Source organism: Phenylobacterium sp. (assembly GCF_025351295.1).
Taxonomy (GTDB): domain Bacteria; phylum Pseudomonadota; class Alphaproteobacteria; order Caulobacterales; family Caulobacteraceae; genus Phenylobacterium.
Window position 1 is genome coordinate 1 of sequence record NZ_JANXWD010000028.1, and the last position, 24,351, is coordinate 24,351.

Below are 24,351 nucleotides of genomic sequence, written 5' to 3' on the forward strand. Positions count from 1 at the left end.
CCCCTCCTCCATCGAGGAGGAGGGACGCCATGTCCTGCAACGGCGGAGATACCGTACGTTCAAACGCGCCCGGCTAGGGTTTCGGCCGTACCGACCGTACCATACGCTCAAACCGATTGACGGCTCCGAACCCCTCCCGCACCCTGCCGGCCGCAGACGGCAAAGCCGCGCATCGGAGGAAGCCCTTGTCCCATGAGATCCCCGCACCGGTCGGTGCGCGACGGCTGAGCGCTTCGACGCGATGGTTCTACGGCTTCGGCTCGGTCGCGTTCGGGGTGAAGGACAACGGCTTCTCCTACTTCCTGGCCTTCTTCTATGCGCAGGTGGTGGGCGTGCCGGCCCGGACCGTCGGGTTCGCCATCATGCTGGCCCTGGTGATCGACGCCTTCGTCGACCCGCTGGTCGGCCAGCTGTCGGACAACACCCGCTCGCGATGGGGACGCCGGCACCCGTGGATGTATGCGGCGGCCATTCCCGTGGCGGTCAGCTACCTGCTGATCTGGAACCCGCCGACCGGGTGGAGCCAGACCGGGCAGGTCGTCTACCTCGTGGCCGTGGCGGTGCTGATCCGCAGCTTCATCAGCTGCTACGAGATCCCCTCGGCGGCGCTCGCCGCGGAACTGACCACCGAATACGACGAGCGGACGCGCCTGCTCAGCTATCGCTACCTGTTCGGATGGGTCGGCGGCCTGGCCATGTACGGCCTGGCGCTGTTCGTCTTCCTGAAGCCCACCGCGAAATACGCCGTCGGCCAGCTCAATCCCGCCGGCTATGCGCACTATGGGATGTTCGCGGCCGGGCTGATGCTGTTCGCCATCCTGGTCACCTCGATCGGCACCCACCGCCAGATCCCCCACCTGCGAGACCCGCCGCAGCGGCGGGTCACCCTGGGCCGGCTGGCTCGCGAGATGGTCGGCGCCATGGCCAACCGCAACTTCCTGATGATCCTGGCGTCAGCCTTCTTCCTCTACGCCGGGATCGGCCTGGGTTTCGCGATCAACCTCTACTTCTCCACCTACTTCTGGGAGTTCAGCGCCGCCGAGATCGGCCTGTTCGCCCTGTCGAGCCTGACGGCCGCGATCCTCGCCTTCATCGTCGCCCCGCGACTGGCGCAGCGCTTCGAGAAGCGGGCGGTCGCCATGCTGCTGCTGCCCGCCGGGCTGGCCTTCTCCATCGGCCCGATCTCGCTGCGCCTGCTGGGCGCCTTCCCGGCCAACGACTCGCCGCTGATCTTCGGGACGATCTTCGTCACCAATATCCTGGCGGTCGGCCTGGGGATCATCGCCAACATCCTGTTCTCCTCGATGATCGCCGACGTCGTGGAGGACTCCGAGCTGAAGACCGGGCGGCGGCAGGAGGGCCTGTTCTTCGCTGCCATCGCCTTCGCCGCCAAGGCCACGACGGGGTTCGGCATCTTCGCCTCCGGCCTGATCATCTCGTCGATCCACTTCCCGGTCGGGGTCAAGCCTGGGGCGATCGATCCGGCCATCGTCCATGCCCTGGGCCAGGTCTATGTCCCGACCCAGATCGTGCTGTACGGGACCGCCACCCTGCTGCTGCTGGGGTATGGCATCAGCCGGTCCAGCCACCACGACACCCTGCGCAAACTGGCCGCCGCGGCAGACCTGGTTCAGGAGGGCGAACCGGCGTCCGCGACGGGGAGGCTGGCCTGACCGGGCGCCGCTTGCAAAGCCCCGAACCGATGCAAATATGCAAGCAGTCATGGCCGAGTCGCACACGCTCAGATCCGGTTGCCCGATCAACCTCACGCTCGAGATCCTGGGTGACCGCTGGAGCCTGCTGGTGCTGCGCGACATGATGTTCGGCGACCGCCGCCACTTCCGCGAGCTATTGGGCCGGTCGGAGGAGGGGATCGCCTCCAACATCCTGGCCGACCGGCTGAAGCGGCTGATGGCGCAGGGGATGATCACCCGCGCCGACGACCCCAGCCACAAGCAGAAGGCCATCTACAGCCTGAGCGAACAGGCTATCCAGCTGGTCCCGATCCTGGCGCTGATCGGCGGCTGGGGCTCGAAGCACCTGGCGGTCACCGAGGACCTGTCGATCCGCGCGAAACTGCTGGAGGCGGGCGGGCCGCCGATGTGGGAGGCCTTCATGGACGAACTGCGCCGCCGCCACCTGGGCCAGCCCGGCGAGGGCCGCTCGGTCCTGGCGGAACTACAGGCGGCGTACGAAGATGTCGTGGCGCGCGGTGGGGGCTAAGCCCGCCGCGGGTATTCCGACCGCACCACCTCGGCCACATCGATGTCCCAGCGCAGCTTGTCGGCGTCGTAGTCGTGGGTCTTGCGGGCGATGACGGCCACCGCCAGATGCATATCGAAGGCGTAGATGCCGCGGGTCGGGGCGTCGGCGACTAGGCTGTAGAGCTTGGCCGGCAGGCCTTCGGTCGCGCGCACCAGCTCGAAGCCTGTGTCGGGCACGAACAGGTGCGCCAGCCCCGCCACCGGAAACCGCCAGAAGTCCCACGGCAGCTCGTGCGCCGGCCAGGTCGGGTGGGTGGAGATGAACAGATAGCCGCCGGGCTTCAGCACCCGGTTCATCTCCAGCACCGCCTTCCAGGGATAGACCAGGTGCTCGAACACTGAGACGCAGAACACCGCGTCGACCGAGCCCGGCGCCACCGATTTCGACAGGGCGTGGACGTCCGCCACCAGGTCGACGCCCTCGCCGGGGTGGATGTCGCAGCCGATGAACCGGCCGGCGTTCGCAAACAGGTGACCGCGGGTGATCCCCGTGACGTTGCGCGCGCCCAGTTCCAGCACCGTGGGCGACTCCATGGCGGCCACAAGCTCGAGGAACTCGGGAAACACCGCGTGATAGGGATCTGGCCCAGTCCGCCGCAGGGGCCAGTGAAACAGATCCGCAACCGCGGCGTGGGCCTGTCTCAAGCGGGCTGCGACACGCGACATCGGGCGACCTCGGCGGGGGCGAAGGCCGCGACAGTAGGGGCCGTCGCCCCGGCCGCCTACTTCTTGGTGAACTCGCCCTCGATGGCGACGTCGATCAGGTCGCCGACGCCCATGGTCGTGCCCGGCGCCGGCAGGCCGTAGGCGATGCCGAACTCCGAGCGCCTGAACGACCCCTTGGCGGAGACGCCGATGCGGGCGCCCATCGGGTCCATGCCGCCGGCTTTGTAGCCGCCGTTGAACGTGGCCTCGAGCGTCACCGGCCGGGTCACGCCATGCAGGGTCAGGTCGCCGGTGATCCGCGCGGTCCGGGCGCCGGTCGGCTCGACCTTGGTGGACCGGAAGGTGATCCGCGGGAACTTCGCGGTCTCCAGGAACTCCGTCTCGACCTGGGCGTCGAAGTTGAGCTTGGCGGGGTCCGGATAGTTGGTCTGCAGCGAGCCGGCGTCGATCGTCGCCGTCACGCTCTGGGCGCCCGGGTTGGCCGGGTCGAAGGCCAGCTTGCCGTCCAGCCGGGTGAAGCGCGCGGTGTAGTGCGACAGGCCCATATGATCGATGCGGAAGTTCAAACTGGTGTGCGCCGGGTCCATCGTATATTCGCCCGCCGGCGCATCGGCCGGGGCCTGGGGTGCAGCAGCAGCCTCCCGGGCCGGCTTAGGGGCCGGGGAACAGGCGCTGAGCAGGGCGGCGAGCGCGATCAGCGATGGCAGGGCGTTCATGGCGGGCTCCCGGTGGCGGACGATGCATCAAAGACGCGGCGCCCCGCACTTCCCACCCTGCTCTACTCTGGCAAGCTGGCCCTCCTCATGAAGAGCAGGCAAGCGCTCGTCAGCTTTCCTCGGCGACCACCCGGACCAGTTCGACGATCTTACGCCGGATGGCGGCCTCGGCGATGCGCGGGAAGCACGCCATCAGTTCGATGCCATCGGTGGAGAGCATGAAGTCCTGGGCCGCGTCACGCTGGGCGTTGGCGGCGTCCTGGTCGCCCAGGCCATCGTAGAAATAGGCGATCGGCGTGCGCAGCGCGCCTGCGATTTCCCACAGCTTGGAGGCGGAGACGCGGTTGGCGCCGCGCTCGTACTTCTGCACCTGCTGGAAGGTGATGCCGAGCGCCTCGGCCAGACGCTCCTGGCTGACGCCCATCTCCTTGCGGCGCATGCGGATGCGCACACCGACATGGCGGTCGACCGGGTGGGGGCCTTCGCCCCGGCCCACGCTGGCGTCGCCAAGCACGGCGACGGCTTCAAGGTCTCGTTCCAATGGCTTCGTCATGTTCCCGGCCTGTTGGCGCGGGGATCGCGCCACCCCCCGATGGAACGACCCCCGCTTCTGCACCTCCCCCGAGGTACGTCCATAAGTTGAGGCACGGTGGCGCCCTTGGAAAACCCGCGCCTACCCATTTTGGGGGTATCCCACGTTCCCGTTTCGTCAGGCCGCGCCGCGCAGCGCCAGAATCTCGCGTTCCCACTCGGAGAGAACGCTGAAATCCGCCAATCCGGCGTAGAGGCGATGCAGGTGCGACTCATTGTCCACCATGAACTGGATGAAGGCCGTGCCCGCCAAAACCCGCGCCGGCACGCGATAGCCGTCCCCGATCCGCTCGCAGATGTCGGCCTTGGCCAGTTGGGCCAGGTGGCGGCGGACCGTCTCCGGCGGGATGCCCAGCCGCTCGGAGAGCGTAGCGGCGCGGACCAGCCGGCGCTGGCTGTCGGGAACGAAAGCGGCCGGAGACCAGTCGGTGTCGGGCTCGCCGCCCTCGCTGTCCGGCATGTGCCCGGTATTGGCCTGGATCACGTCCATCAGGATCAGGCCGGTCACCAGGTCGCCCACGTGCGCGCTCAGCGGCTCGGCCAGCCGCAGCACATAGTCGGACGACAGCCGGATCACCAGCCGGACCGGCGGATGGTCCGGGTCGAAAGGCGGCCCGTTCGGCCGCGGCAGGTCGTCCAGCATGCCGATGCCTCGCAGCCGGAAATAGAGGTTGCGGACCAGGGCGTAGTTCGCCTCCGCCGCCATCCGGTAGAACGGCGAGTTGAGCGGCGCGGTCGGGATGATCACCCCCTTGGGCGTGGCCTTGACGATGCCGACCTCGACCAGGGCCGCGATCCGCCGCCGGGCGGTCTCGAACGGGATGCGCAGGGAGTTGGCGATGGCGCTGATGCTGACCGGCCGGCGCAGCTCGTCCGGCGGCGGCTGGTCCAGGCTGGCGTAGGTCCGCTGCAGCAGCGGGCTGCGGGTGATCTGGGCGACATTGGCCTGGCTGATGGCGGCCATCAGCAGGCCGTCGATCACGTCGCGGCCGAACCCGCCCAGCTTCACCAGGTCCAGGGCAAAGCCGTTCGCGAGGCGCGCCGCCACGCGGATGCTGCTGTGGGGCGCCTGCCGCGCCATGTCGCCTATGCCCCCCGACTTAGAACGTATCGTTGACCATAAACCATGTTACGGCCGGATTGGCATTATGGTGCAACCCCAAGGCGATTTAGGTCACCTGTATCTCTCGAACCACGCGAGAATCGCCCCGGCCTTGGCGGCGGACTGCGAGGGCCGCGAGGCGATGCCACCGTGGCTGGCCCCCGGCACCCGCACCAGGGTCGTGGGGACACCGCGCAGCTGCAGCGCGGCGAAATACTGCTCGGCCTCCGACGGTGGGGTGCGGTTGTCCTCGGTGCCGACTACCACCAGGGTCGGCGTCTTGACGTTGCCGACCAGCGACAGCGGCGAGCGGGCCCAGTAGCCCTGGGGGTCCTCCCACGGCATCTTGCCGAACCAATAGGGGGCCATCTGGTTGTAGCCGTCGGTGGTCAGCACCTCGCTGGTCCAGTTGATCACCGGCTTCTGGGTGGCCGCGGCGCGGAACCGGTCGGTCTTGCCGACGATCCAGGCGGTCAGCGCCCCGCCGCCGGACCCGCCGGTGACGTAGAGGTGGGCCGGGTCCACCGAGCCCTTGGCGATGGCGGCGTCCACCACGCTCATCAGGTCGTCGTAGTCGTGGCTGGGATAGTTGCGGTCGATGGTGTTGGCGAACGCCTCGCCATAGGAGGTGGATCCCCGCGGGTTCGAATAGACCACCACATAGCCCGCCGCCGCATAGAGCTGCATGTCGGTGGCGAAGGTCGGGCCATAGGCCGAGAACGGCCCGCCGTGGATCTCCAGGATCAGCGGGTATTTCTTCGCCGGGTCGAAGTTGGGCGGGGTGACCATCCAGGCGCCGATCGGCCGCCTGTCGTAGCTGGAGGTCACGGCCAGCGGCTCGACCCTGCCCAGCGCCTTGCCGGCCAGCAGGTCGGCGTTGAGGTCGGTCAGCCGCTGCAGCTTGCCCGCGCGCCACACGCTCAGGTCGGCGGGATGATCCGCCGCCCCGCCGGTGAAGACGATCAGGCCGCCCTTGCCTACCGAGTACTCGCCGCCGGTGTAGGGCCGGTCGAACCCGCCGCCCGCCAGGCCCGCGAACAGGGTCTCGACCTTGCCGTCCAGCCCGACGCGGGCGAGCTTGGTGGCGCCTTCATCCTCATAGGCGACGTAGACGGACTTGCCGTCCGCCGCCCACTGCGGCGCGCCGACGCTGCGGTCCAGGCTGCCGGTCAGGACGTGGGGGTTCTTGCCGTCGTGGTCCATCAGGTAGAGCCGCTGGTTCTCGTAGCCCCGCCGCCGCGCGTCGTCGAAGCCGATGTAGGCGATCTTCGACCCGTCCGGGGAGGGAACCGCCGAGTTGTCCGGTCCGACCCGGTTGGTCAGCCGGGTCATGGCCCCGTCGGCCAGACCCACCTGGTAGACCTCGGCCTCCTGCGGGTCGCGCTCCCAGGTCTCGGCGCGGTTGGTGGCGAACAGCACCGCCTTGCCGTCGCGGGTGAAGCTGATCGGCCCGGCGTCGTCGAACCGGCCGAAGGTGAGCTGGCGCGGCTGGCCGCCGTCGGCGGCGACCGCGAACAGGTGGTGGTAGCCCGGCTTCAGCAGCCCCTCGCCGTCGGCGCGGTAGGTGACGCGGTCGATGATACGCAGCGGTTCGGCCCACTTGGCGCCCTCGGGTTTCTTCAGCCCCGGGCCCAGCGGCTTGCCCTCGTCCACGCTCAGCAGGGTGAAGGCCAAGGTCCGGCCGTCCGGCGACCAGGCGATGTCGTTGGGGGCCTGCTCCAGGTTGGCGATCCGCGCGGAGTGGCCGGTGGCCATCCAGCGCACATAGATCTGCGCCCCGTTCGACCCGGCCGAGACATAGGCCAGCCGCGTCCCGTCCGGCGACCAGCGGGGCGACAGGTTGGCGTTGTCGTCGGCGACCACCGGGGTCTGGGCGCCGCTGGCCGGATCGACCAGCCAGATCGAGCGGCGCGCGCGGTCGCTCATGATGTCGTTGGCGATCCGCACATAGGCGACGGCCGAGCCGTCCGGCCGCACCTGCGGATCGCTGGCCGCCTGCAGGCCGAACAGGTCGCGCGCCCCGAAGGTCCTGGACGGCCCCTCCTGGGCCGAGACAGACCCCGCGGCCAGGGCCAAAGCCGTCACCAGAACCGCCAGACGCATTCCACCCTCCCGGACGCTGAACAGGGCGGGCAGAAAATGCGCGCCTGCGGCCTTTGTCCAGGCGCGACCTGACGCTAAGCCAGACGCCATGGCCGAAGCCTTCAACGAAACCATCCTGCCCGCCGAGAAGGCGGAGCGCTATGCCGCCGTTGCCGAGCAGATCGCCGCCGTGCTGGACGGCGAGCCGAACCGGGTCGCGCGGATGGCCACCGTGGCCTCCATGCTGGCCTCCAGCTTCGCCCACTATTTCTGGACCGGGTTCTACGTGGTCGACCCTGAGCGGCCCGACGAGCTGGTGGTCGGCCCCTACCAGGGCAGCCTCGGCTGCATGCGCATCGCCTTCGGGCGGGGGGTGTGCGGGGCGGCGGCGGCGACGCGGACCACCCAGGTGGTGGCGGACGTCCACGCCTTCCCCGGCCACATCGCCTGCGACAGCCGCTCCGCCAGCGAGATCGTCGCCCCGGTATTTGACCCGGCGGGAAAGCTGATCGCCGTGTTCGACGTCGACTCCGAAGCGCCGGCGGCGTTCGACGGCGTGGACCGGGCGTGGCTGGAGAAGATCCTGGCCGCGACGTTTTCGTAGCGACCCTGCCTTTGCCGCCGCGGGCGGGAGCGCAAGGCGTAACGCCGCGGCGTTGTCTTACGCAGGGGCGCCCCCCTAGGTTTGCGGCGAGGCGCCTTGAGTGGCGCAAGTGGACGAACGAACGGAGCAATCACATGGCCGAGGCCTATATCGTAGCCGCCACGCGGACCGCCGGCGGGCGCAAGGGTGGCCGCATGCGGGGCTGGCATCCGGCCGACCTGGCCGGGTCGGTGCTGGACGAGCTGATAGTGCGCACGGGGGTCGATCCGGCTGCGGTCGAGGACGTGATCATGGGCTGCGTTACCCAGGCCGGCGAGCAGTCCACCAACATCGGCCGCAACGCCGTCCTGGCGTCGAAGCTGCCGGAAAGCGTGCCGGCCACCTCGGTGGACCGCCAGTGCGGCTCCTCGCAGCAGGCGCTGCAGTTCGCCGCCCAGGCGATCATGAGCGGCACCATGGACATCGTCATCGCCTCGGGCGTCGAGAGCATGACCCGCGCACCGATGGGCATGTCGGTGATCCTCCCGGCCAAGGAAGGCCTGGGGGTTCCCAAGAGCCCGCGCATGGAAGAACGCTATCCCAACATCCAGTTCAGCCAGTTCATGGGCGCCGAGATGGTCGCCGCCAAGTACGGCCTGACCAAGGAGCAGCTGGACGAGTTCGGCTACCACAGCCACCAGCGCGCCATCGCCGCCACCCAGGGCGGGGCCTTCAAGGACGAGATCCTGGCCCTCGACGGCCTGGACAAGGAAGGCAATATCGTCCGCCACGACAGCGACGAGGGCATCCGCTTCGACGTCAGCCTGGATGGCATGCGGGCGGTGAAGCTGCTCCAGGAGGGCGGCCAGCTCACCGCGGCGACCTCCAGCCAGATCTGCGACGGCGCCTCGGGCGTGATGGTGGTCTCGGAGCGGGCGCTGAAGGAGCACGGGCTGACCCCGATGGCCCGGGTCCACCATCTCTCCCTGCTGGGCCACGACCCGGTGATCATGCTGGAAGCCCCGATCCCGGCCACCGAACGGGCGCTGAAGCGGGCCGGCATGTCGATCGACGACATCGACCTGTTCGAAGTCAACGAGGCCTTCGCCTCGGTGCCGGTGGCCTTCATCCAGAAGCTGGGCGCCAATCCGGAGCGGGTGAACGTCAATGGCGGCGCCATCGCGCTGGGCCACCCGCTGGGCGCGTCCGGCACCAAGCTGATGACCACCCTGCTCTATGCGCTGAAGGCCCGCGGCAAGAAGTACGGCCTGCAGACCATGTGCGAGGGCGGCGGCCTGGCCAACGTCACCATCGTTGAGCGGCTGTAGGGGTTCGCATGGCCGGACGCGCCCTGGCGATCACCGGCGCGTTCGGCGTCCTGGGCTCGGCGGTGGCCAGGGCCGCCGTCGGCCAGGGCGCGCGCCTGGCGCTGATCGACTTCGCCAGGGATGCGCCGGCAGGCTCGCCGGTGGGTCCGGACGTGCTCGTGCTGCCCGGCGTCGACCTGACCGACGCGGTGCAGACGGGCGCGGCCATCGACGCGGTGGCGGAGCGGTTCGGTGGGTTGGACGGCCTGCTCAATATCGCCGGGGGCTTTTCCTGGCAGAAGGTGGAGGGCGGCGACTACGACACCTGGCCGCGGCTCTACCGGCTGAACGTGCTCACGGCGATGAACGCCAGCCAGGCCGCCATCCCGCATCTGCGGCGCAGCGCGGCCGGGCGCATCGTCAATGTCGGCGCCGCCGCGGCGCTGAAGGCTTCGCTGGGCATGGGCGCCTATGCGGCCTCCAAGGCCGGCGTCCACGCCCTGACCCAATCCCTGGCGGAGGAGCTGAAGGCCGACAACGTCACGGTCAACGCCGTGCTGCCCTCGATCCTCGACACCCCCGCCAACCGCGCCGAGATGCCCGAGGCCGACCCCGCCGCCTGGGTCGCGCCGGCCGACCTGGCGGCGGTGATGCTGTTCCTGGCCAGCGAGGCCGCCACGGCCGTGACCGGCGCCCTGATCCCGGTGACCGGGCGGGTCTGATCCCTGCCTTCCGCGCGACGCGGGGAACACGGGTTTGGTCCCGCACCCATCCCTCGGAGATCGGCGCGCTAACTGAACGCCGATAGCTTGGCTGTACGAAGTACGTCACACTGGCCCCTCCGGGAGGGGACGCCCCGAAGATGGGCCCATGGATTATGATCGCCGCGGCCGCTGCGCCGCAGGCGGCCGCGCAGGCCGTCCCCGCCGCTCCGGCGCCCGCCGGGCCGGATCGGGGCGTCATCGCCTATCCGCCGGGATTCTTCGCGGAGTCCAAGCCGATCAGCGCCTACGACATGGTGCTGCGCGTGCCCGGCTTCGCCTTCGACAAGGGCGTCGTGGTCCGTGGCCTGGCCGGGTCCAGCGGCAATGTGCTGATCGACGGCCAGCCGCCGGTGTCCAAGAACGATGGCCTGGACGACATCCTGAAGCGCATCCCCGCGGCGTCGGTGGAGCGGATCGAGCTGATCCGCGGCGGCGCGCCGGGCATCGACATGGACGGGCGCACGATCCTGGCCAATGTCGTGCGCCGCCAGACCGCCGGCTTCCGCGGCGCGATCTCGCCCAGCATGTTCTTCATCTACAACGGCAAGGTGCTGCCGAGCCTGCGGTTCGAGGGCCAATGGCGTTGGTCCGGCGGGCGCGCGGCCGAATTCAGCCAGGTGCTGGGCACCGGCATCCTGCCGAACAACGAGTACGGGATCGGCAGCCGGTTCCGCTACAACGCCGACGGGTCGGTGCGCCTGCACTCCCATGTCGACGGCTATTCCTATGGCGCGCGCATCAACACCACGGCCGGCTATGAGACGCCCCTGTTCGGGGGGCACGCGCACCTCAACGGCGCGCTGATCTTCAATCCGGGGTCCGTCGAGATCTACGACCACTACCGCAGCCTCGCCGGCCTGGAATATGAGTTCGACGACAATCAGAAGCGCCAGGTCGAACTCGGCGGACGGTTCAACCGGCCGCTGAACGACCGCGTCGGGCTGGAGACCACCGGCTTCCAGCAGTTCAGCCATCTGACCACGACCGTGCATTTCGAGGGGCCGGGCCTGACCCGCAATTTCCGGCTGGATCGCCAGTCCACCGAGAGCACCGGCCGCGTGCAATTTCGGCTGCGGGGTCCGCCGGGCGTGACCCTGGAGACCGGCGCGGAAGGCGCCTTCAACCACCTCGACAGCAAGACCGACCTCACGGTCAACAGCCGCGCGATCGCGGTGCCGGCCGCCAATGTGCAGGTGGAGGAACTGCGGGGCGAGGTGTTCGCGCGCGGCACCTGGCAGGCGACCTCGACGCTGACCCTGGAGGCCGGGGTCCGCCAGGAGGCCTCGCAGGTGACCTCGGACGGCGATCTGGTGCTGCGCAAGTCGCTGCATTTCCTGAAGCCCCGCGCGGCCCTCACCTGGGCGCCGGACGGCCTGAGCCAGTTCCGCCTGCGGGTGGAGCGCGAGGTCGGCCAGCTGAATTTCGACGACTTCGTCGCCTCGTCGAACGTCGCCTCGACGGGGACGGTGGTGGCCGGCAATCCGGACCTGACCCCGCAGCAGGCGTGGGTGTACGAGGCGGCCTATGAGCGTCGGTTCTGGGGCGCGGGCGCGGCGCTGCTCACCGTCCGCCATTTCGACATCACCGACACCGTGGACCGGGGGCCGGCGCGCGATGGTCGCGGCGCCATCATCCGCGATCCGCTCACCGGCCAGGCGGCGGCCGATCGTCCCGACAACATCGGACCGGGCACGAAGGACGAGATCCAGGCCAGCCTCACCGTGCCGCTCCAGCGGTTCGGAATCCGCGCCGCCCAGCTCAAGCTGCAGTCCACCTGGCGCGACACCCAGGTCACCGACCCGATCACCGGCCGGTCGCGTGAAATCTCCGGCCAGCACCCGATCGACTGGGAGGGCCACTACAGCCAGGACCTGCCGCGGTGGAACGCCACCTGGGGCATCGACGCGATCGGCGGCTACCGCGAGCGGTTCTTCCGCCTGGCCGAGATCGAGACCAAGAAATACTCGACCTGGGTCGTCGTGTACGGCGAATACAAGCCGCGCCCCGATCTCTCGATCCGGGTCGAGGTGAACGGCGTCACCCTGCGCAACGCGCGGCGCATCCGCGAGGTCTATGTGGGGCCGCGCAACCTTGGCCGCCTCGACTACACCGACGAGCGCAGCGCCGAGTTCCGCGGCAGCGTGAACGTCCGGGTCCGCAAGACCCTGGGCTAATTCGCCGGCGTCAGCGCCATCACCAGCTCCGCCTCCCCCTCCACCGCCGCCCGGCTGAACCGCAGCGGGACGTAGGCGCCGGCCGCCCACAGCGGGAACAGGTCGCGGTAGTGCGGGCTGAGCGGGTCGCCCGACTGGCCGGGGGTGTTGATGACCATGGAGTTGTCCCAGGCGCCGACGTCCAGCACCATCCGCACCGAGGCGCCGGCGATCTGGTCGAAGGTCTTGGCGTTGTAGGTCGCCGCCCTCGGCGTCGAGGCCGAGCCGGGGATCCTGAGCGGGCCAAGGCTCATCTGCGCGGCCAGGCCGGGGTCGGCGATCGCGGCGATGGCCGGGACGAAGCGGGCGTGGTGCAGCCGGCCCCAGGTCCAGCCGGCCGGATCGGGTCCGAGGCGTTGCGTCACCTCGGCGACGGCGTCGGCCAGGCTGGCGAGCAGGATCGGATCGCGGACGGCGGGCGGCGCGGCCTCCAGCCAGGTCAGGATCGGGTCGGGCGAGCTCTGCCCGAGCAGCGCCCTGGCCGCCTGCGGCGCGGCGGCGGCGACCACAGCGCCGCCCAGATGCTTGGTGACCCAGATCTCGTAGATCGCGGCGGCCTGGCTATCGACCCCCTCGTTGGCGTCCCAGCCCTGCAGGACGCCCAGCGCCCGGGCGACGCCGGGATCGGCCGAGGTCAGGCCGCGGACCAGGGCCACGCCGCGGCGCGCCTGGGTGCTGACCGCGTCGGTCTGCAGGGCCATGGAGTCGGCCAGGGTTCCTTTCGGCTCGCCGTCCAGCACCTCGTGGATGCGGACGGTCCGCGTCGGGTCGGCCCACTCGTAGCCGACCATGCCCTTCCAGTCGGCCGGCAGGTTCATGGCGTTGGCGGTGGCGAAATAGCCGGCGGCGGGATTGCGGCTGGCGGGCAGGCCGCCGTCGGCCATGAACCCGGCCCACTCGTAGCGGCCGTCGCCCGGCACCGGCAGCAGCCCGTCCCAGTTGGGCCGGATCGGCGTGCGCCCGGCGGCCGACCAGCCCACCTCGCCCGAGGTGTCGGCATAGACCAGGTTCAGCGGCGGGGCGCCCCAGCGGTTGCGGGCGGTCTGGAAATCGCCCCAGTTTTTCGCATGCCACATCCGCGACGAGCCGAAGTAGCCGGACAGGCCGGGCTCGGTCCACACCGTGCGCACCGTGAAGGCGCGGCCCTTGGCGTCATCCTGGAACACCACGGCGCCGTGGCGGGTGAAGTGCAGTTCGACCTGGCGCGGCGCCTCGCCCTTCACCCCGATGGTCTCCCTGACCACCGTCATCGGCTCCCAGCCGCCCTTGTAACGGTAGGTGTTCCCCTTGGTCTCGTAGACGTAGAGGTCCTCCTGATCGATGTAGAAGATGGTGATCCCGAACGCCGTCCGGTCGTTGTGGCCGAGCGAGACGCCGGGCAGGGCGGGCTCGCCGGCCCCGATGATCGACAGGCCGGGTGCGTCCAGGTGGGCGATGTAGCGCAGCGACGGCACGCCCACCGGCCGGTGCGGATCGTTGGCCAGGATCGGGCGGCCGGTCGCGGTGCGCGCGGCGGAGATCACCCAGTTGTTGGAGCCCTCGGCGGCGCGCTCGTCGATCACCTGGGCCAGCTGCCGCGGCGGCGCGGCCTCGGCCTGCTTAGACGCCAGCGCCTCGAAGCTGACCGGATCGGTGGCCAGGACATAGTCGTCCAGCACCCCGGCCGGGACGTCGCAGGGGTTGAGGCCCTTGGGCACGGTCAGCCTGTGCGCCGGCTCCAGCTTGCGGCGCAGCGCATCGGCCGGGACGCCACCGGCGCAGACCACCTGCGCCCGGGCCACTTCGGAGGTGACGTTGGAGACCAGGGCGTGGCTGCGGATGCGCAGGATGTCCTCGGGGTTCCAGGCCTCGGGCTGGCTGCCGGTCAGCCGGAACTCCACCGGCAGCGGCCGCTGGCCCGCCCGCACCTCGGCCACATAGGCGTTCACCCCGGCGGCGAAGGCCTCGACACTCTCCCGCGCCCCCGGGTCATAGGCCGCCCATTCGGCCGCCATGTCGCCACGATAGAGGAACAGCCGCGCCGCCCGGTCCTGCGCCACATAGGCCGGGCCGAAGCTGGCGGAGAGCCGGCCCAGGCCGCGTTTGCGCCACAGGTCGATCTGCCAGAGCCGGTCGCGGGCGGCGTTGTAGCCCTGGAGGAAGAAGGCATCGCGCGCCGACTTCGCATAGATGTGCGGGATGCCCCAGCGGTCGACGATGATCTGGGCGGGCTGGGCCAGGCCCGCGACCGCGCGGTCCTCGTGGCGCACGGCGCTGGACAGCTCCGCCTGCGCCGCCCCGGCGCCCAGCGCCAGCCCCGCAACGATCCCTCCGAACAGCGCCCGCATCGTCCCCGCCTCCCTGGTTGGCGCGATAGTGGACCGCGAACGCCGGTTCCGTCACGCAGCGCTTGCGCTTCCGCCCACGTCATCCGCTAGGCTGAGGGTCCTTTGGAAGGGGACACCCATGATCGGCTACGCGACTATCGGCACCAACGACCTCGACCGCGCGACCAAGTTCTATGACGCCGTCCTGGCCACCCTCGGCGGCGCGCGCACCTTCGCCAACGGCGACCGCATGCAGTTCTACGGTAGCAAGGACACGCCCGGCATGATCGCCGTCAGCAAGCCCTATGACGAACAGCCCGCCACCTCCGGCAACGGCACCATGTTCGGCCTGCCGGCCGCCAGCAAGACGCAGGTGGACGCCGCCCACGCCGCCGCGGTCGCGGCCGGCGGAACCTGCGACGGCGCCCCCGGCCAGCGGATGCCGACCTTCTACGGCGCCTATTTCCGCGACCTGGACGGCAACAAGGTCTGCGTCTTCAACATGGGCTGAGGGATGATCGGCTACACCACCATCGGCACGAACGACCTGGATCGCGCCAAGGGATTCTACGACAAGGTGCTCGCCCCGTTGGGCGGGCGCCGGACCCTGGTCTATGAGCGGTCGCTCTACTACGGCGGCCCAGGCCGCGGGGCGATGCTGGGCGTCACCTTGCCCTTCGACGGTCAGGCCGCGACGTCCGGCAACGGCGGGATGGTGGCGCTGTCGGCGGCCTCGCCGGCGATGGTGGACCAGGTCCACGCCGCCGCGATGGCCGCCGGCGCAAGCTGCGAGGGCCCGCCCGGCCAGCGCATGGACAACTTCTACGGCGCCTACTTCCGCGACCTCGACGGCAACAAGGTCTGTGTCTTCAGGATGGGTTGAGTGGCGGCGGTCGAGCTTCGGAAGGCGTCGCTGGACGGCCTGCCGCAATATGTGGACGCGCTGAAGCGGGGGTGGTCGCCGGATAACGTCCGTGGCCGGCTCGGCGCTGACGAGCAACTGGCGCGCATCGCCGAGGACGCCGCCGCTTTCGTCGCCTCGCAGGACGATCCGGAGGGCCGGGGCGCGCCGATCATCTTGCCGGACGGGACCAAGGTGGTGCGGCTGCCGGGCTATTACCGCTGGATCTGGGACGGCCAGTTCTGCGGGACCGTCGGCTTTCGCTGGCAGCCGGGGACGCCGGATCTGCCGCCGCACGTGCTCGGGCACATCGGCTATGGCGTGGTCCCGTGGAGGCAGGGACGCGGCTATGCCACGGCGGCGCTGGCGCTGGCGCTGCCTGACGCCCGGGCGAGGGGCCTGCCCTACGTCGAGTTGACCACCGACCCGGACAACGTCGCGTCGCAGCGGGTGATCGAGGCCAACGGCGGCGTCCTCGTCGACCGCTTCCGCAAGCCCGCCGCCTATGGCGAGGCCGAGGGCCTGCGCTATCGCATCGCGCTCTGAGCCGCCGGCGCCACGCGCCAGACCATGCCGCCCACATCATCGGCGACCAGCAGGGCCCCCTTGCCGTCCACGGCCACGCCCACCGGGCGGCCCTGGATCTTGTTGTCGGCGTTGAGGAAACCGGTGAGGAACGGCTGGGCGGGCATCTGCGGCCGGCCGCCGGCGAAGGGCACGAAGACCACGCGGTAGCCGTTCAGCGGCTGGCGGTTCCACGAGCCGTGCTGGCCCACGAAGGCGCCGCCGCGATATTGCGCCGGGAAGGCGCTGGCCTTGTAGAAGGTCAGGCCCAGCGAGGCGGTGTGCGGGCCCAGGCCGTAGTCGGGGGCGATGGCCTTGGCGACCAGGTCGGGGCGCTGGGGCTGGACCCGCGTGTCGACGTTCTGGCCCCAGTAGCTGTAGGGCCAGCCATAGAAGCCGCCTTCCCTGACGCTGGTCAGGTAGTCGGGCGGCACGTCGTTGCCGATCTCGTCGCGCTCGTTGGCGACGGTCCAGACCGCCCCCGTGGTCGGCTCGAAGTCGAGGCCGTTGGGGTTGCGCAGGCCACTGGCGTAGACCCGCGCCTGGCGGGTGGCCATGTCGTAGACCCAGATCGCCGCGCGGCCTTGCTCGGCGGCCATGCCGTTGTCGCCGATGTTGGAGTTGGAGCCGACCGTGGCGAACAGCTTCGACCCGTCCGGGCTGGCGACCACGTTCTTGGTCCAGTGGTGATTGATGGGTGGGCCCGGCAGGTCGAACACCTTGGTCCCGACGCCGGTGACCTGCGTCTGGCCGTCGCGGTAGGGGAAGCTGACCACGCCGTCGGTGTTCGCCACGTAGAGCACGCCGCCCGAGAGCGTCATGCCGAACGGGCTCTTCAGGCCCTGGGCGAAGACCGTCCTGGTCTCGGCGATCCCGTCACCGTCCCTGTCGCGCAGCAGGATGATCCGGTCCGGGCTGGGGACGATGGATTTCACCTTCTTCATCAGCATCTTCTGCACCAAGGCGCGGATGCCGGTGTTGGTCTTGTCGCCGGTGCTGGGCGGCCCGGCCGCCTCGGACGCCAGCACGTCGCCGTTGGGCAGCACGAGCAGCCAGCGCGGATGGTCCAGGCCCTCGGCATAGCGGGTGACCACGAACCCCGGCGGCGCCTTGGGCGCGGCGCCGGCCGCCCAGTGGACGACCTTGGGCACGCCCACATTGGGGATCAGGCTGGTGTGCGGCGCCTTCATCTCAGGATTGGGGCCGAAGCCGACCATCGGATCGGGCGATCCGCTCGAACAGGCCGCAAGGCTCAGGGCGGCGGCCCCCGTCAGCAACAGTTGTTTCATCGTCCACTCGCTCTCACGCGTCCCGGCCTTCCCTAACGCCCACCCCACGGCGGCGTTGCGTGCCGCAGGGAAACGTATGCGGTAGTCGGTGGAGATATGCCGATGGGGATCCCATGGACCTGACGCTCACGCCGCAACTGGCCGCCTTCCGCGACGAGGTCCGCGCCTTTCTGGCCGACCATGCCGGGGCGCACGAGGGCGGCGCGCCCAAGGACCCGAAGGCCTGGCAGGCGCTACTGATCGACGCCGGCTATGCGGCCCGCACCATCCCCAAGGCCTACGGCGGCTATGGCGCGGAACCCGACATCCTCAAGGGCCGGATCATCGGCGAGGAATTCATCGCCGCCGGGGCGCCGCGCGGGATGAGCGGGCAGGGGATCGCCATGCTGGTGCCGACCCTGCTGGAGGTGGGCTCGGAGGAGCAGAAGACCCGCTGGATCGGCCCGACCCTGCGCGGCGAGATCATCTGGTGCCAGGGCTATTCCGAGCCCGGCGCCGGCTCGGACCTCGCCAACCTGCAGACCAAGGCGGTGGAGGACGGCGACGACTTCCTGATCTCGGGCTCGAAAATCTGGACCAGCACCGCGGCCCAGGCCCAGATGATGTTCTGCCTGGTGCGGACAGAGCCCCAGGCCGCCAAGCACGAGGGCATCTCCTACATCCTGTTCCCGATGTCGACGCCGGGCATCGACGTGCGACCGCTGAAGACCATGACCGGCTCGGCCGAGTTCAACGAGGTGTTCTTCACCGACGTGCGGGTGCCCAAGGCCAATGTGGTCGGCGGGCGGGGCCGGGGCTGGTTCGTGGCCAACACGACGCTGAAGCACGAGCGCGGCATGCTGGGCGACCCCAACGCCACCGAGGCGCGGCTGAAGGCGCTGATCGAGCTGATGACGCGCGAGACGGTCGACGGGCAGCGGATCATCGACAACCCGGTGTTCCGCGATCGGCTGATGCAGCTGCAGGCCCGGGTGTTCTCGATGAAGTTCAACGGCCTGCGCACCCTGACCGACGACACCGCGGGCCTGGCGCGGATGGTGGTCAAGCTGCAGGGCTGCGAGCTGAACCACCAGGTGGCGGCGCTGGCCATCGACGCCCTGGGCGAGCTGGGCATCCTCTACCACGACGGGCCGCACCTGCGGGCCAAGGGCAATTGGCAGCGGAACTACATGTTCGACCTGGGCCTGATCATCGGCGGCGGCACCGCGCAGATCCAGAAGAACATCATCTCCGAGCGCGGCCTGGGCATGCCCCGCGAGCCGAAGACGGTGGCGGCATGAGGTTCGCGCTCTCCGAAGACCAGACGATGCTTCAGGACAGCCTGAACCGGGCGCTGGCCGACCTGTCGCCGCTGGAGCGGGTGCGCCGGTTCGCCGACCGGGACGAATGTTCCGCGCCCGACATCTGGGCCGGGCTTGCGGAGCTGGGCCTGCCCGGGCTGATGATCGCCGAGGAGCATGGCGGGCTGGGCCTGGGGCTGGTGGAGGCGATGCTGGCGGCCGAGGCGCTGGGACGCGTCGTGGCGCCGACCCCGTTCCTGGGGTCGGCGGTGCTGGCGCCGCTGGCGCTGGCGCTGGGCGGATCGGCGGAACAGCAGGCGCATTGGCTGCCGAAGCTGGCCTCGGGCGAGGCGACCGCCGGCGTGGCGATCTCGGAGCCCATCGCCGGGGCGCGGGAAGGCGCGGGGGTCATCGCCAGCGACGGACGGCTGACCGGCAAGGCGCTGTTCGCCCTGGATGCGTCCGGCGCCGACCTGCTGATCGTGGCCGACCGGACCGGCGGCCTGCACCTGGCGCAGAGCGCCGGGAGCGCCGAGCCGATGCCCAGCCTCGACGCCACGCGGCGGATCGCCGAGCTGACCTTCAAGGACACCCCGGCCGAACCCCTGGCCTCGAACCAGGCGCTGGGCCGGCTGCGCGACGCGGCCTGGGTGATGCTGGCGGCCGATACCCTGGGCGCGGCGCAGACGATGCTGGACAGGGCCGTCGCCTACGCCAAGGAGCGCAAGCAGTTCGGCCGCACCATCGGCTCGTTCCAGGCCGTGAAGCACCTGTGCGCCGAGATGGCCGCGGAGCTGGAGCCGGCCCGCGCCCTGGTCTGGTACGCCGCCTACGCCTTCGACCACGCGCCGGACGAGGCGCCGCTGATGGCCGCCCACGCCAAGGCCCACCTCTCGGAGATCGGCCGCTTCGTCGCCCGCACCTCGACCGAGGTACACGGCGGCATCGGCATGACCGACCTCCTGGGCCTGCACTACTGGTTCAAGCGCATCGGCCAGAACCGCCAGCTGCTGGGCGGCCCCGAGCGGGTGCGCGAGATCGCCGCGCGGCTGCAGGGGTTGGCGGCTTAGAGCCCTTTCTCTCCCGCCGACGGCGGGACAGGAAGGGCTTCAGGCACGCACCGGCGGCGCCCTGTCCGCCCAGGGCCGCGCGGTTTCCAACTGGTAGGCGAGCTGGAACAGCAGGCCCTCGGCGCCGACCCGGGCGGCGACCATGGTCCCGACCGGCAGGCCGGCGTCGGTCCAGTTGAGCGGCACGCTCATGGCCGGGGCGCCGACCACGTTGTGGTAGGTGGTGTAGCCCACATAATCGGTCAGCCGCTGGATCAGGGTGTCGAACGGAACGTCCGGACCGACGTAGCCCAGCGGCGGCGGGGGGGCGGCCAGCACCGGCGACACGATCACGTCGAACTGGTGGCCGACGAACCAGGGATCGTAGGCCATTGCGGCGGCCTGCAGGCGCTGCAGGGCCTGGGGCAGGGCGTCCGACGCCGCCCGGGCGGCCTTCTGCGCCATGCCCAGGGTGAAGGCCTCCAGGGTGTCGGCGGTCGGCGCGTGGCCCAGCATCTGGCCCACCGCGCGGCTGAGGTCGGCGGCGCCCGAGGCCCAGAGCCGCAGGAAGTCGTCGATGAACTCCGGGCCCATCGGCCAGGCGGTGGGCGTGACCTTGTGGCCGAGGCTTTCCAGCAGCCTGGCGGAACGCTCCGTGGCGGCGCGCACCTCCGGCGAGGGCGGCTTGCCAGCCCCGCCGTCGATCAGCAGGCCCACGCGCAGGGAGGTCTTGAGCGGCGCCGTGACCAGCCCGACTGGCGGGTGCTGCGACCCGGGACCGGTATCTTCGATCAGCGCGAACATCGCCGCGGAGTCGCGGACGCTGCGGGTCAGCACATGCTCCACCCCCAGGTCGGAGATCCGGGTCTGCGCACGGGTCCCGACCATGCGGCCGCGCGAGGGCTTCAGGCCGAACAGGCCGCAGCAGGAGGCCGGGATGCGGATCGAGCCGCCGCCGTCGCTGGCGTGCGCGAAGGGCACGATGCCGGCCGCCGTCGCCACCGCCGCGCCGCCCGATGAGCCGCCGGACGAGCGTGTGGGATCCCAGGGATTGCGCGTCGGGCCGAAGGCCGTGGGCTCGGTGGTCGGCAGGAAGCCGTACTCGGGCGTCGCGGACTTGCCGATGACGTCGACCCCGGCGCGGGCGAAGGCGTCGACCAGCGGCGACTGCCGGGCCGCCGGCGGCATGGCCAGCATGGCGCGCGAGCCGGACCGGGTGGGCAGGCCGGTGACGTCGTCCAGGTCCTTGATCAGGAAGGGTACGCCGGCGAACGGGCCGGTCTGGCCGCCGGCCCTGGCGCGGGCCAGGGCGCGGTCGAAGTCGGAGGCGACCAGGAAGTTCAGCTTCGGCTGCAGCCTCTCGGCCCGGTCGATGGCGCCTTGCACGACCTCCAGGGCCGAGACCTGCCCGGCGCGGATCATGGCGGCGGTCTCGGTGGCGTCGGGCCAGGCCGGCTTGACCGCCGGCGCCGGCGCCTTGGCGTGGGCCTGGGCGGCGATCCCCGCGAGGGTGAAGGCGCCGAACGCGCGCCGCGAAATCTCAGCCATGACGCTTCCCCGATCCCGGCGCTTCTGACGTCCCGGTGTCGCGTAGACCTTGGCCGGTCGCCCGCGGCGCCCGCAAGGGCCGAGTGGTCGTGTCGTGCCGGTTCACGACGCCGCAGCGTGAATCCGGCCCGGCCTTGTCAAATCGTTTGGAAATCTGTGCCCCAATCCCAACCTACGCACGCGGGGCGTGGAAGGGGACATTCGTGGCGGCGGAAGAGACGGCGGCCCGAGCTCCGGTTTTCGGGTCCGTGGACCTCGAGGCGGTTCTGGACGCCTGGCCGGAGTGCGCCCGGGTCCTGACCCCCGCCGGCGAGATCGTCCATCTGAATCCGGCGGGCGTGGCGATGGCCGAGATCGGCCTCGACGAAATCCGCGGGATGTCCTGGCCGCTGCTGTGGCCGCCCGAGAGCCGCGGCCCGATGCAGGACGCCATCGCCGCGGCGGCCAAGGGCCGGGTCGGCTCGTTCCGGGGACTCTGCGTGACCAATACCGGCCGCCGGCTGTGGTTGGAGACGGTGATGTCGCCGGTGCGCGACCGCGGCGGCGAGATCGTGCAGCTGCTGGCGGTCTCGCGCGACATCTCCTCGGTCATGGAGTCCGAAGCCTTCCTCGACACCCTGGTGCGCCTGCTGCCCAACCCGATCCTGGTCAAGCGCGCGCGGGACGGCCGTTATGTGCTGATCAACCGCGCGGCCGAGGAGGCGTTCGGCCTCTCCAGCGCCGAGTGGGTCGGCCGCGACGCCTTCGAGCTGTTCCCCGCCAACGAGGCCCAGGGGTTCGCCGACGAGGATGCGGAGGTCATCGCGTCGCGCCGGATGCAGGTCTCCGAAGAGGAGCCGATCACCACCCGCGACGGGGTGCGCTATTTCACCACCAAGAAGTTCGCCACCTATGACGGCGACCAGCCGCTGCACCTGGTGACCCTGGGCGAGGACGTCACCGAGCGGCGCGAGGCCGCCCTGGCGCTGCGCAGCGCCCTGGCCGAGGCGGAGAACGCCAACCTGGCCAAGAGCGAGTTCCTGGCCAACATGAGCCACGAGATCCGCACGCCGCTGAACGGCATCGTCGCCGGCGCCGACCTGCTGGCCCGCGCCAACCTGGACCCCAAGGCCCGGGAGCTGGTCGAGATCATCGCCTCGTCGGGGGCGACGCTGGAGCGTCTGCTCACCGACATCCTGGACCTGGCGCGCATCGAGGCCGGCCGGGTAACCCTGGAGACCACGGTCTTCGACATGGGCGACCTGATCCGCTCGACCGCGGCCCTGGCCCGGCTGCAGGCCGACGAGAAGGGGGTGGCGCTGAAGATGCACGTGGCCGCCGAGGTGGACCGCGCCTTCGAGGGCGACCCCTACCGGATCCGCCAGGTGTTGCTGAACCTGCTGTCGAACGCGGTGAAGTTCACGCAGAAGGGCTCGGTCGTGCTGACGGCGGGGGCCGGGCCCGCGGGCCGCGTGCGCCTGACGGTCCGCGACACCGGCATCGGCTTCAAGCCGGAGATGAAGGAGCAGCTGTTCGGTCGCTTCCACCAGGCCGACGGCTCGATCACCCGGCGGTTCGGCGGCACCGGCCTGGGGATGACCATCTCGCGCCAGCTGACCGAGCTGATGGGCGGGGTGCTGGACGCCGAGGGCCACGAGGGCGAGGGGGCGACGTTCTGGTTCGACCTGCCGCTGGCGCCGGCGCAGGCGATCGCCGGGCCCGAGGCCCCGCGGCTGGCCGAGGCGCCGGACCGGTCGCTGCGCGTGCTGCTGGCCGACGACCACCCCACCAACCGCAAGGTCGTGGAGTTGATGCTGGACGGCCTGGCCGAGGTGACCAGCGTCGTGGACGGGGCCGAGGCGCTGGCGGCGCTGGCGGCGGGTCCGTTCGACGTGGTGCTGATGGACATGCAGATGCCGGTGATGGACGGGCTGGAGGCCACCCGCCACATCCGTCGGGACGAGGCGGCCCGGGGCGCCGCGGCCACGCCGGTGATCATGCTGACCGCCAACGCGCTGCCCGAGCATGTCGCCGCCAGCCGCGCGGCCGGCGCCGACCGCCACCTGGAAAAGCCGATCACCCTGGCCGGCCTGCTGGATGCGCTCAACGAGGTGCTGTTCGTGGACGAGGACCCGGCGGAAACGGTCGCGAACTGAACGAGCGACCGCGGCCGGCCGTCTTCTCAGCGCGGACGTGCGGGAAGGTCCCGCGGCGGAGCGCGCCGGGGGGGTGGTGTTGAGGCGAGCATGGGTCCCGCGGCCCAGCCGCGGGATGACGGTTGGGGGGTTATGACATCCAGCCGAAGCTGCCGCGGGGATCACGGATGCCGCGTTCCCAGGGCATGAGGTAGGGCTCAGGCGGGGGCTCGGGTGGCGGCGGGTCTGGCGGGGGCGGGTCGGGCGGGGCCGGCTCGGGCGGCGGGGCCGCTTCGAGCGATGGCGGCGGGATGGTCTCGACCGGATCGGGGGCCTCGGCCGGCGTCTCTTCGTCCGGTGCTGAAGCCTCTTCGGCCATCGCGGGGACGGGCGGAGCGGCGGCCTCATCCTCTGGCGCGCCGGCCTCGGCCGGGACCAGGTCGAGTTCCTCGGCCAGGCGCGCGATCAGGATCTCGATGGGGGTGTCGAGGAACGCCGCGTCCTCGGCGAGGTCGCCGAGCCGGTCGTCCAGGTCGTTGAAGACCTCCTGGGCGTCGTCGGGCTCGTATTCGGCCCACAGGACGCGCTGGAAGTGGCGGCGCACCTGCCCGCGGTGGCGGATGACGGCGGTATTGCGGACGCGTTCGGCGTCCTGGTGCTCGACCTCGGCCGCGTGGCGGCGCTCGACGGCGATTCCGGCCTGCTCGCGGTCGAAGCGCAGCTTCATCGCGATGATCTGGCGCAGGTTGCGGCACACGGTGTTGAGCGTGCGGCCGGTGCGCTCGAAGGCCTCGGCATCCGGCGCGGCCTTCAGTCGCGCCCCGGCCTCCTCGACGCCGGCCATGCAGATCTCGGCCGTGCAGGACAGCATGGCGTCGATGCGTTCAGGCGTGAGGACCGCGGGGTGCATTGGAACAAAAGTAGAACATAACCTGCGCAATGTCAAGGCTCCGCGCCTCTTCTTTCGCGTCGACGGGAAAGCCGGACCGCGCGCCGAAGCCGGCGCAGGCCG

21 protein-coding genes are annotated in these 24,351 nt (G+C 70.6%); 12 read left to right on the plus strand and 9 right to left on the minus strand.

The window, feature by feature from the left end:
* The first annotated feature begins 185 nt into the window (after positions 1–185).
* Positions 186–1,673 (plus strand): MFS transporter, encoded by a 1,488-nt coding sequence (locus tag Q0R13_RS04355; RefSeq protein ID WP_293900034.1) that lies wholly within the window; start codon positions 186–188, stop codon positions 1,671–1,673.
* Between the two features lie 49 nt (positions 1,674–1,722).
* Complete coding sequence (locus tag Q0R13_RS04360; RefSeq protein ID WP_293900036.1) at positions 1,723–2,223, plus strand: helix-turn-helix domain-containing protein; 501 nt, start codon at positions 1,723–1,725, stop codon at positions 2,221–2,223.
* On the opposite strand, the gene Q0R13_RS04365 is transcribed toward Q0R13_RS04360, so the two are convergent.
* From Q0R13_RS04365 to Q0R13_RS04385, 5 genes are all read right to left on the minus strand, one after another.
* Positions 2,220–2,798 carry a class I SAM-dependent methyltransferase gene (locus Q0R13_RS04365; protein ID WP_293900039.1) on the minus strand — a complete coding sequence of 193 codons (579 nt, stop codon included), beginning with the start codon at positions 2,796–2,798 and terminating at the stop codon, positions 2,220–2,222. The genes Q0R13_RS04360 and Q0R13_RS04365 overlap by 4 nt on opposite strands.
* Before the next feature lie 188 nt (positions 2,799–2,986).
* On the minus strand, positions 2,987–3,646 hold the full coding sequence (locus tag Q0R13_RS04370) for a YceI family protein (protein ID WP_293900042.1): 660 nt from the start codon (positions 3,644–3,646) through the stop codon (positions 2,987–2,989).
* Positions 3,647–3,755: 109 nt separating this feature from the next.
* Positions 3,756–4,199, minus strand: a complete 444-nt coding sequence (locus tag Q0R13_RS04375) for a helix-turn-helix transcriptional regulator (RefSeq protein WP_293900045.1) — start codon at positions 4,197–4,199, stop codon at positions 3,756–3,758.
* 156 nt (positions 4,200–4,355) lie between these two features.
* Complete coding sequence (locus tag Q0R13_RS04380) at positions 4,356–5,318, minus strand: helix-turn-helix domain-containing protein (RefSeq protein WP_293900048.1); 963 nt, start codon at positions 5,316–5,318, stop codon at positions 4,356–4,358.
* Between the two features lie 93 nt (positions 5,319–5,411).
* Positions 5,412–7,442, minus strand: a complete 2,031-nt coding sequence (locus Q0R13_RS04385; protein ID WP_293900051.1) for a S9 family peptidase — start codon at positions 7,440–7,442, stop codon at positions 5,412–5,414.
* An 88-nt stretch (positions 7,443–7,530) separates the two neighbouring features.
* Here Q0R13_RS04385 and Q0R13_RS04390 point away from each other — a divergent pair, with 88 nt between their 5' ends.
* The 4 genes from Q0R13_RS04390 (at position 7,531) to Q0R13_RS04405 (ending at position 12,249) form a co-directional block, all read left to right on the plus strand.
* On the plus strand, positions 7,531–8,025 hold the full coding sequence (locus Q0R13_RS04390) for a GAF domain-containing protein (RefSeq protein ID WP_293900054.1): 495 nt from the start codon (positions 7,531–7,533) through the stop codon (positions 8,023–8,025).
* A 134-nt stretch (positions 8,026–8,159) separates the two neighbouring features.
* The gene (locus Q0R13_RS04395) at positions 8,160–9,332 is read left to right on the plus strand and encodes an acetyl-CoA C-acetyltransferase (RefSeq protein WP_293900057.1); all 1,173 of its coding nucleotides are present in this window, start codon (positions 8,160–8,162) and stop codon (positions 9,330–9,332) included.
* An 8-nt stretch (positions 9,333–9,340) separates the two neighbouring features.
* Entirely contained in the window at positions 9,341–10,033 is a 693-nt protein-coding gene (locus tag Q0R13_RS04400) for an SDR family NAD(P)-dependent oxidoreductase (RefSeq protein ID WP_293900060.1), read from the plus strand.
* Positions 10,034–10,173: 140 nt separating this feature from the next.
* On the plus strand, positions 10,174–12,249 hold the full coding sequence (locus tag Q0R13_RS04405; protein WP_293900063.1) for a TonB-dependent receptor: 2,076 nt from the start codon (positions 10,174–10,176) through the stop codon (positions 12,247–12,249).
* Here Q0R13_RS04405 and Q0R13_RS04410 read toward each other — a convergent pair.
* The gene (locus Q0R13_RS04410) at positions 12,246–14,615 is read right to left on the minus strand and encodes a penicillin acylase family protein (protein ID WP_293900066.1); all 2,370 of its coding nucleotides are present in this window, start codon (positions 14,613–14,615) and stop codon (positions 12,246–12,248) included. The genes Q0R13_RS04405 and Q0R13_RS04410 overlap by 4 nt on opposite strands.
* Before the next feature lie 118 nt (positions 14,616–14,733).
* Between Q0R13_RS04410 and Q0R13_RS04415 the strand changes: the two genes are divergently transcribed.
* Genes Q0R13_RS04415 through Q0R13_RS04425 form a run of 3 tightly spaced genes read left to right on the plus strand, consistent with a single transcriptional unit; the run spans position 14,734 to position 16,041 of the window.
* Positions 14,734–15,105 (plus strand): VOC family protein, encoded by a 372-nt coding sequence (locus tag Q0R13_RS04415; RefSeq protein WP_293900069.1) that lies wholly within the window; start codon positions 14,734–14,736, stop codon positions 15,103–15,105.
* Positions 15,106–15,108: 3 nt separating this feature from the next.
* Entirely contained in the window at positions 15,109–15,477 is a 369-nt protein-coding gene (locus Q0R13_RS04420) for a VOC family protein (RefSeq protein ID WP_293900072.1), read from the plus strand.
* Positions 15,478–16,041 (plus strand): GNAT family N-acetyltransferase, encoded by a 564-nt coding sequence (locus tag Q0R13_RS04425; protein WP_293900075.1) that lies wholly within the window; start codon positions 15,478–15,480, stop codon positions 16,039–16,041.
* Here Q0R13_RS04425 and Q0R13_RS04430 read toward each other — a convergent pair.
* Positions 16,023–17,348, minus strand: a complete 1,326-nt coding sequence (locus Q0R13_RS04430) for a sorbosone dehydrogenase family protein (protein ID WP_293900078.1) — start codon at positions 17,346–17,348, stop codon at positions 16,023–16,025. The genes Q0R13_RS04425 and Q0R13_RS04430 overlap by 19 nt on opposite strands.
* A 113-nt stretch (positions 17,349–17,461) precedes the next feature.
* Between Q0R13_RS04430 and Q0R13_RS04435 the strand changes: the two genes are divergently transcribed.
* Complete coding sequence (locus Q0R13_RS04435) at positions 17,462–18,628, plus strand: acyl-CoA dehydrogenase family protein (RefSeq protein WP_293900081.1); 1,167 nt, start codon at positions 17,462–17,464, stop codon at positions 18,626–18,628.
* The gene (locus Q0R13_RS04440) at positions 18,625–19,698 is read left to right on the plus strand and encodes an acyl-CoA dehydrogenase family protein (RefSeq protein WP_293900083.1); all 1,074 of its coding nucleotides are present in this window, start codon (positions 18,625–18,627) and stop codon (positions 19,696–19,698) included. The genes Q0R13_RS04435 and Q0R13_RS04440 overlap by 4 nt, the downstream gene beginning before the upstream one ends.
* Positions 19,699–19,737: 39 nt before the next feature.
* Here the strand turns inward: Q0R13_RS04440 and Q0R13_RS04445 are convergent, their stop codons facing one another.
* Positions 19,738–21,225: an amidase gene (locus tag Q0R13_RS04445; RefSeq protein WP_293900085.1), complete on the minus strand. Its 1,488-nt coding sequence runs from the start codon at positions 21,223–21,225 to the stop codon at positions 19,738–19,740.
* A 203-nt stretch (positions 21,226–21,428) separates the two neighbouring features.
* Here Q0R13_RS04445 and Q0R13_RS04450 point away from each other — a divergent pair, with 203 nt between their 5' ends.
* A complete protein-coding gene (locus tag Q0R13_RS04450) occupies positions 21,429–23,360 on the plus strand; it encodes a PAS domain-containing sensor histidine kinase (RefSeq protein WP_293900087.1) in 1,932 nt (643 codons plus the stop codon).
* A 130-nt stretch (positions 23,361–23,490) separates the two neighbouring features.
* Here Q0R13_RS04450 and Q0R13_RS04455 read toward each other — a convergent pair whose 3' ends face one another.
* Complete coding sequence (locus tag Q0R13_RS04455; protein WP_293900089.1) at positions 23,491–24,249, minus strand: hypothetical protein; 759 nt, start codon at positions 24,247–24,249, stop codon at positions 23,491–23,493.
* Positions 24,250–24,351: the final 102 nt, after the last annotated feature.

Coding starts and splice junctions, on each gene's coding strand:
- Q0R13_RS04360 (WP_293900036.1), top strand. CDS start 1,723: ATGGCCGAGTCGCACACGCTCAGATCCGGTTGCCCGATCAACCTCACG.
- Q0R13_RS04365 (WP_293900039.1), bottom strand. CDS start 2,798: ATGGAGTCGCCCACGGTGCTGGAACTGGGCGCGCGCAACGTCACGGGG.
- Q0R13_RS04370 (WP_293900042.1), bottom strand. CDS start 3,646: ATGAACGCCCTGCCATCGCTGATCGCGCTCGCCGCCCTGCTCAGCGCC.
- Q0R13_RS04375 (WP_293900045.1), bottom strand. CDS start 4,199: ATGACGAAGCCATTGGAACGAGACCTTGAAGCCGTCGCCGTGCTTGGC.
- Q0R13_RS04380 (WP_293900048.1), bottom strand. CDS start 5,318: ATGGCGCGGCAGGCGCCCCACAGCAGCATCCGCGTGGCGGCGCGCCTC.
- Q0R13_RS04385 (WP_293900051.1), bottom strand. CDS start 7,442: ATGCGTCTGGCGGTTCTGGTGACGGCTTTGGCCCTGGCCGCGGGGTCT.
- Q0R13_RS04390 (WP_293900054.1), top strand. CDS start 7,531: ATGGCCGAAGCCTTCAACGAAACCATCCTGCCCGCCGAGAAGGCGGAG.
- Q0R13_RS04395 (WP_293900057.1), top strand. CDS start 8,160: ATGGCCGAGGCCTATATCGTAGCCGCCACGCGGACCGCCGGCGGGCGC.
- Q0R13_RS04400 (WP_293900060.1), top strand. CDS start 9,341: ATGGCCGGACGCGCCCTGGCGATCACCGGCGCGTTCGGCGTCCTGGGC.
- Q0R13_RS04405 (WP_293900063.1), top strand. CDS start 10,174: ATGGGCCCATGGATTATGATCGCCGCGGCCGCTGCGCCGCAGGCGGCC.
- Q0R13_RS04410 (WP_293900066.1), bottom strand. CDS start 14,615: ATGCGGGCGCTGTTCGGAGGGATCGTTGCGGGGCTGGCGCTGGGCGCC.
- Q0R13_RS04415 (WP_293900069.1), top strand. CDS start 14,734: ATGATCGGCTACGCGACTATCGGCACCAACGACCTCGACCGCGCGACC.
- Q0R13_RS04420 (WP_293900072.1), top strand. CDS start 15,109: ATGATCGGCTACACCACCATCGGCACGAACGACCTGGATCGCGCCAAG.
- Q0R13_RS04430 (WP_293900078.1), bottom strand. CDS start 17,348: ATGAAACAACTGTTGCTGACGGGGGCCGCCGCCCTGAGCCTTGCGGCC.
- Q0R13_RS04435 (WP_293900081.1), top strand. CDS start 17,462: ATGGACCTGACGCTCACGCCGCAACTGGCCGCCTTCCGCGACGAGGTC.
- Q0R13_RS04440 (WP_293900083.1), top strand. CDS start 18,625: ATGAGGTTCGCGCTCTCCGAAGACCAGACGATGCTTCAGGACAGCCTG.
- Q0R13_RS04445 (WP_293900085.1), bottom strand. CDS start 21,225: ATGGCTGAGATTTCGCGGCGCGCGTTCGGCGCCTTCACCCTCGCGGGG.
- Q0R13_RS04455 (WP_293900089.1), bottom strand. CDS start 24,249: ATGCACCCCGCGGTCCTCACGCCTGAACGCATCGACGCCATGCTGTCC.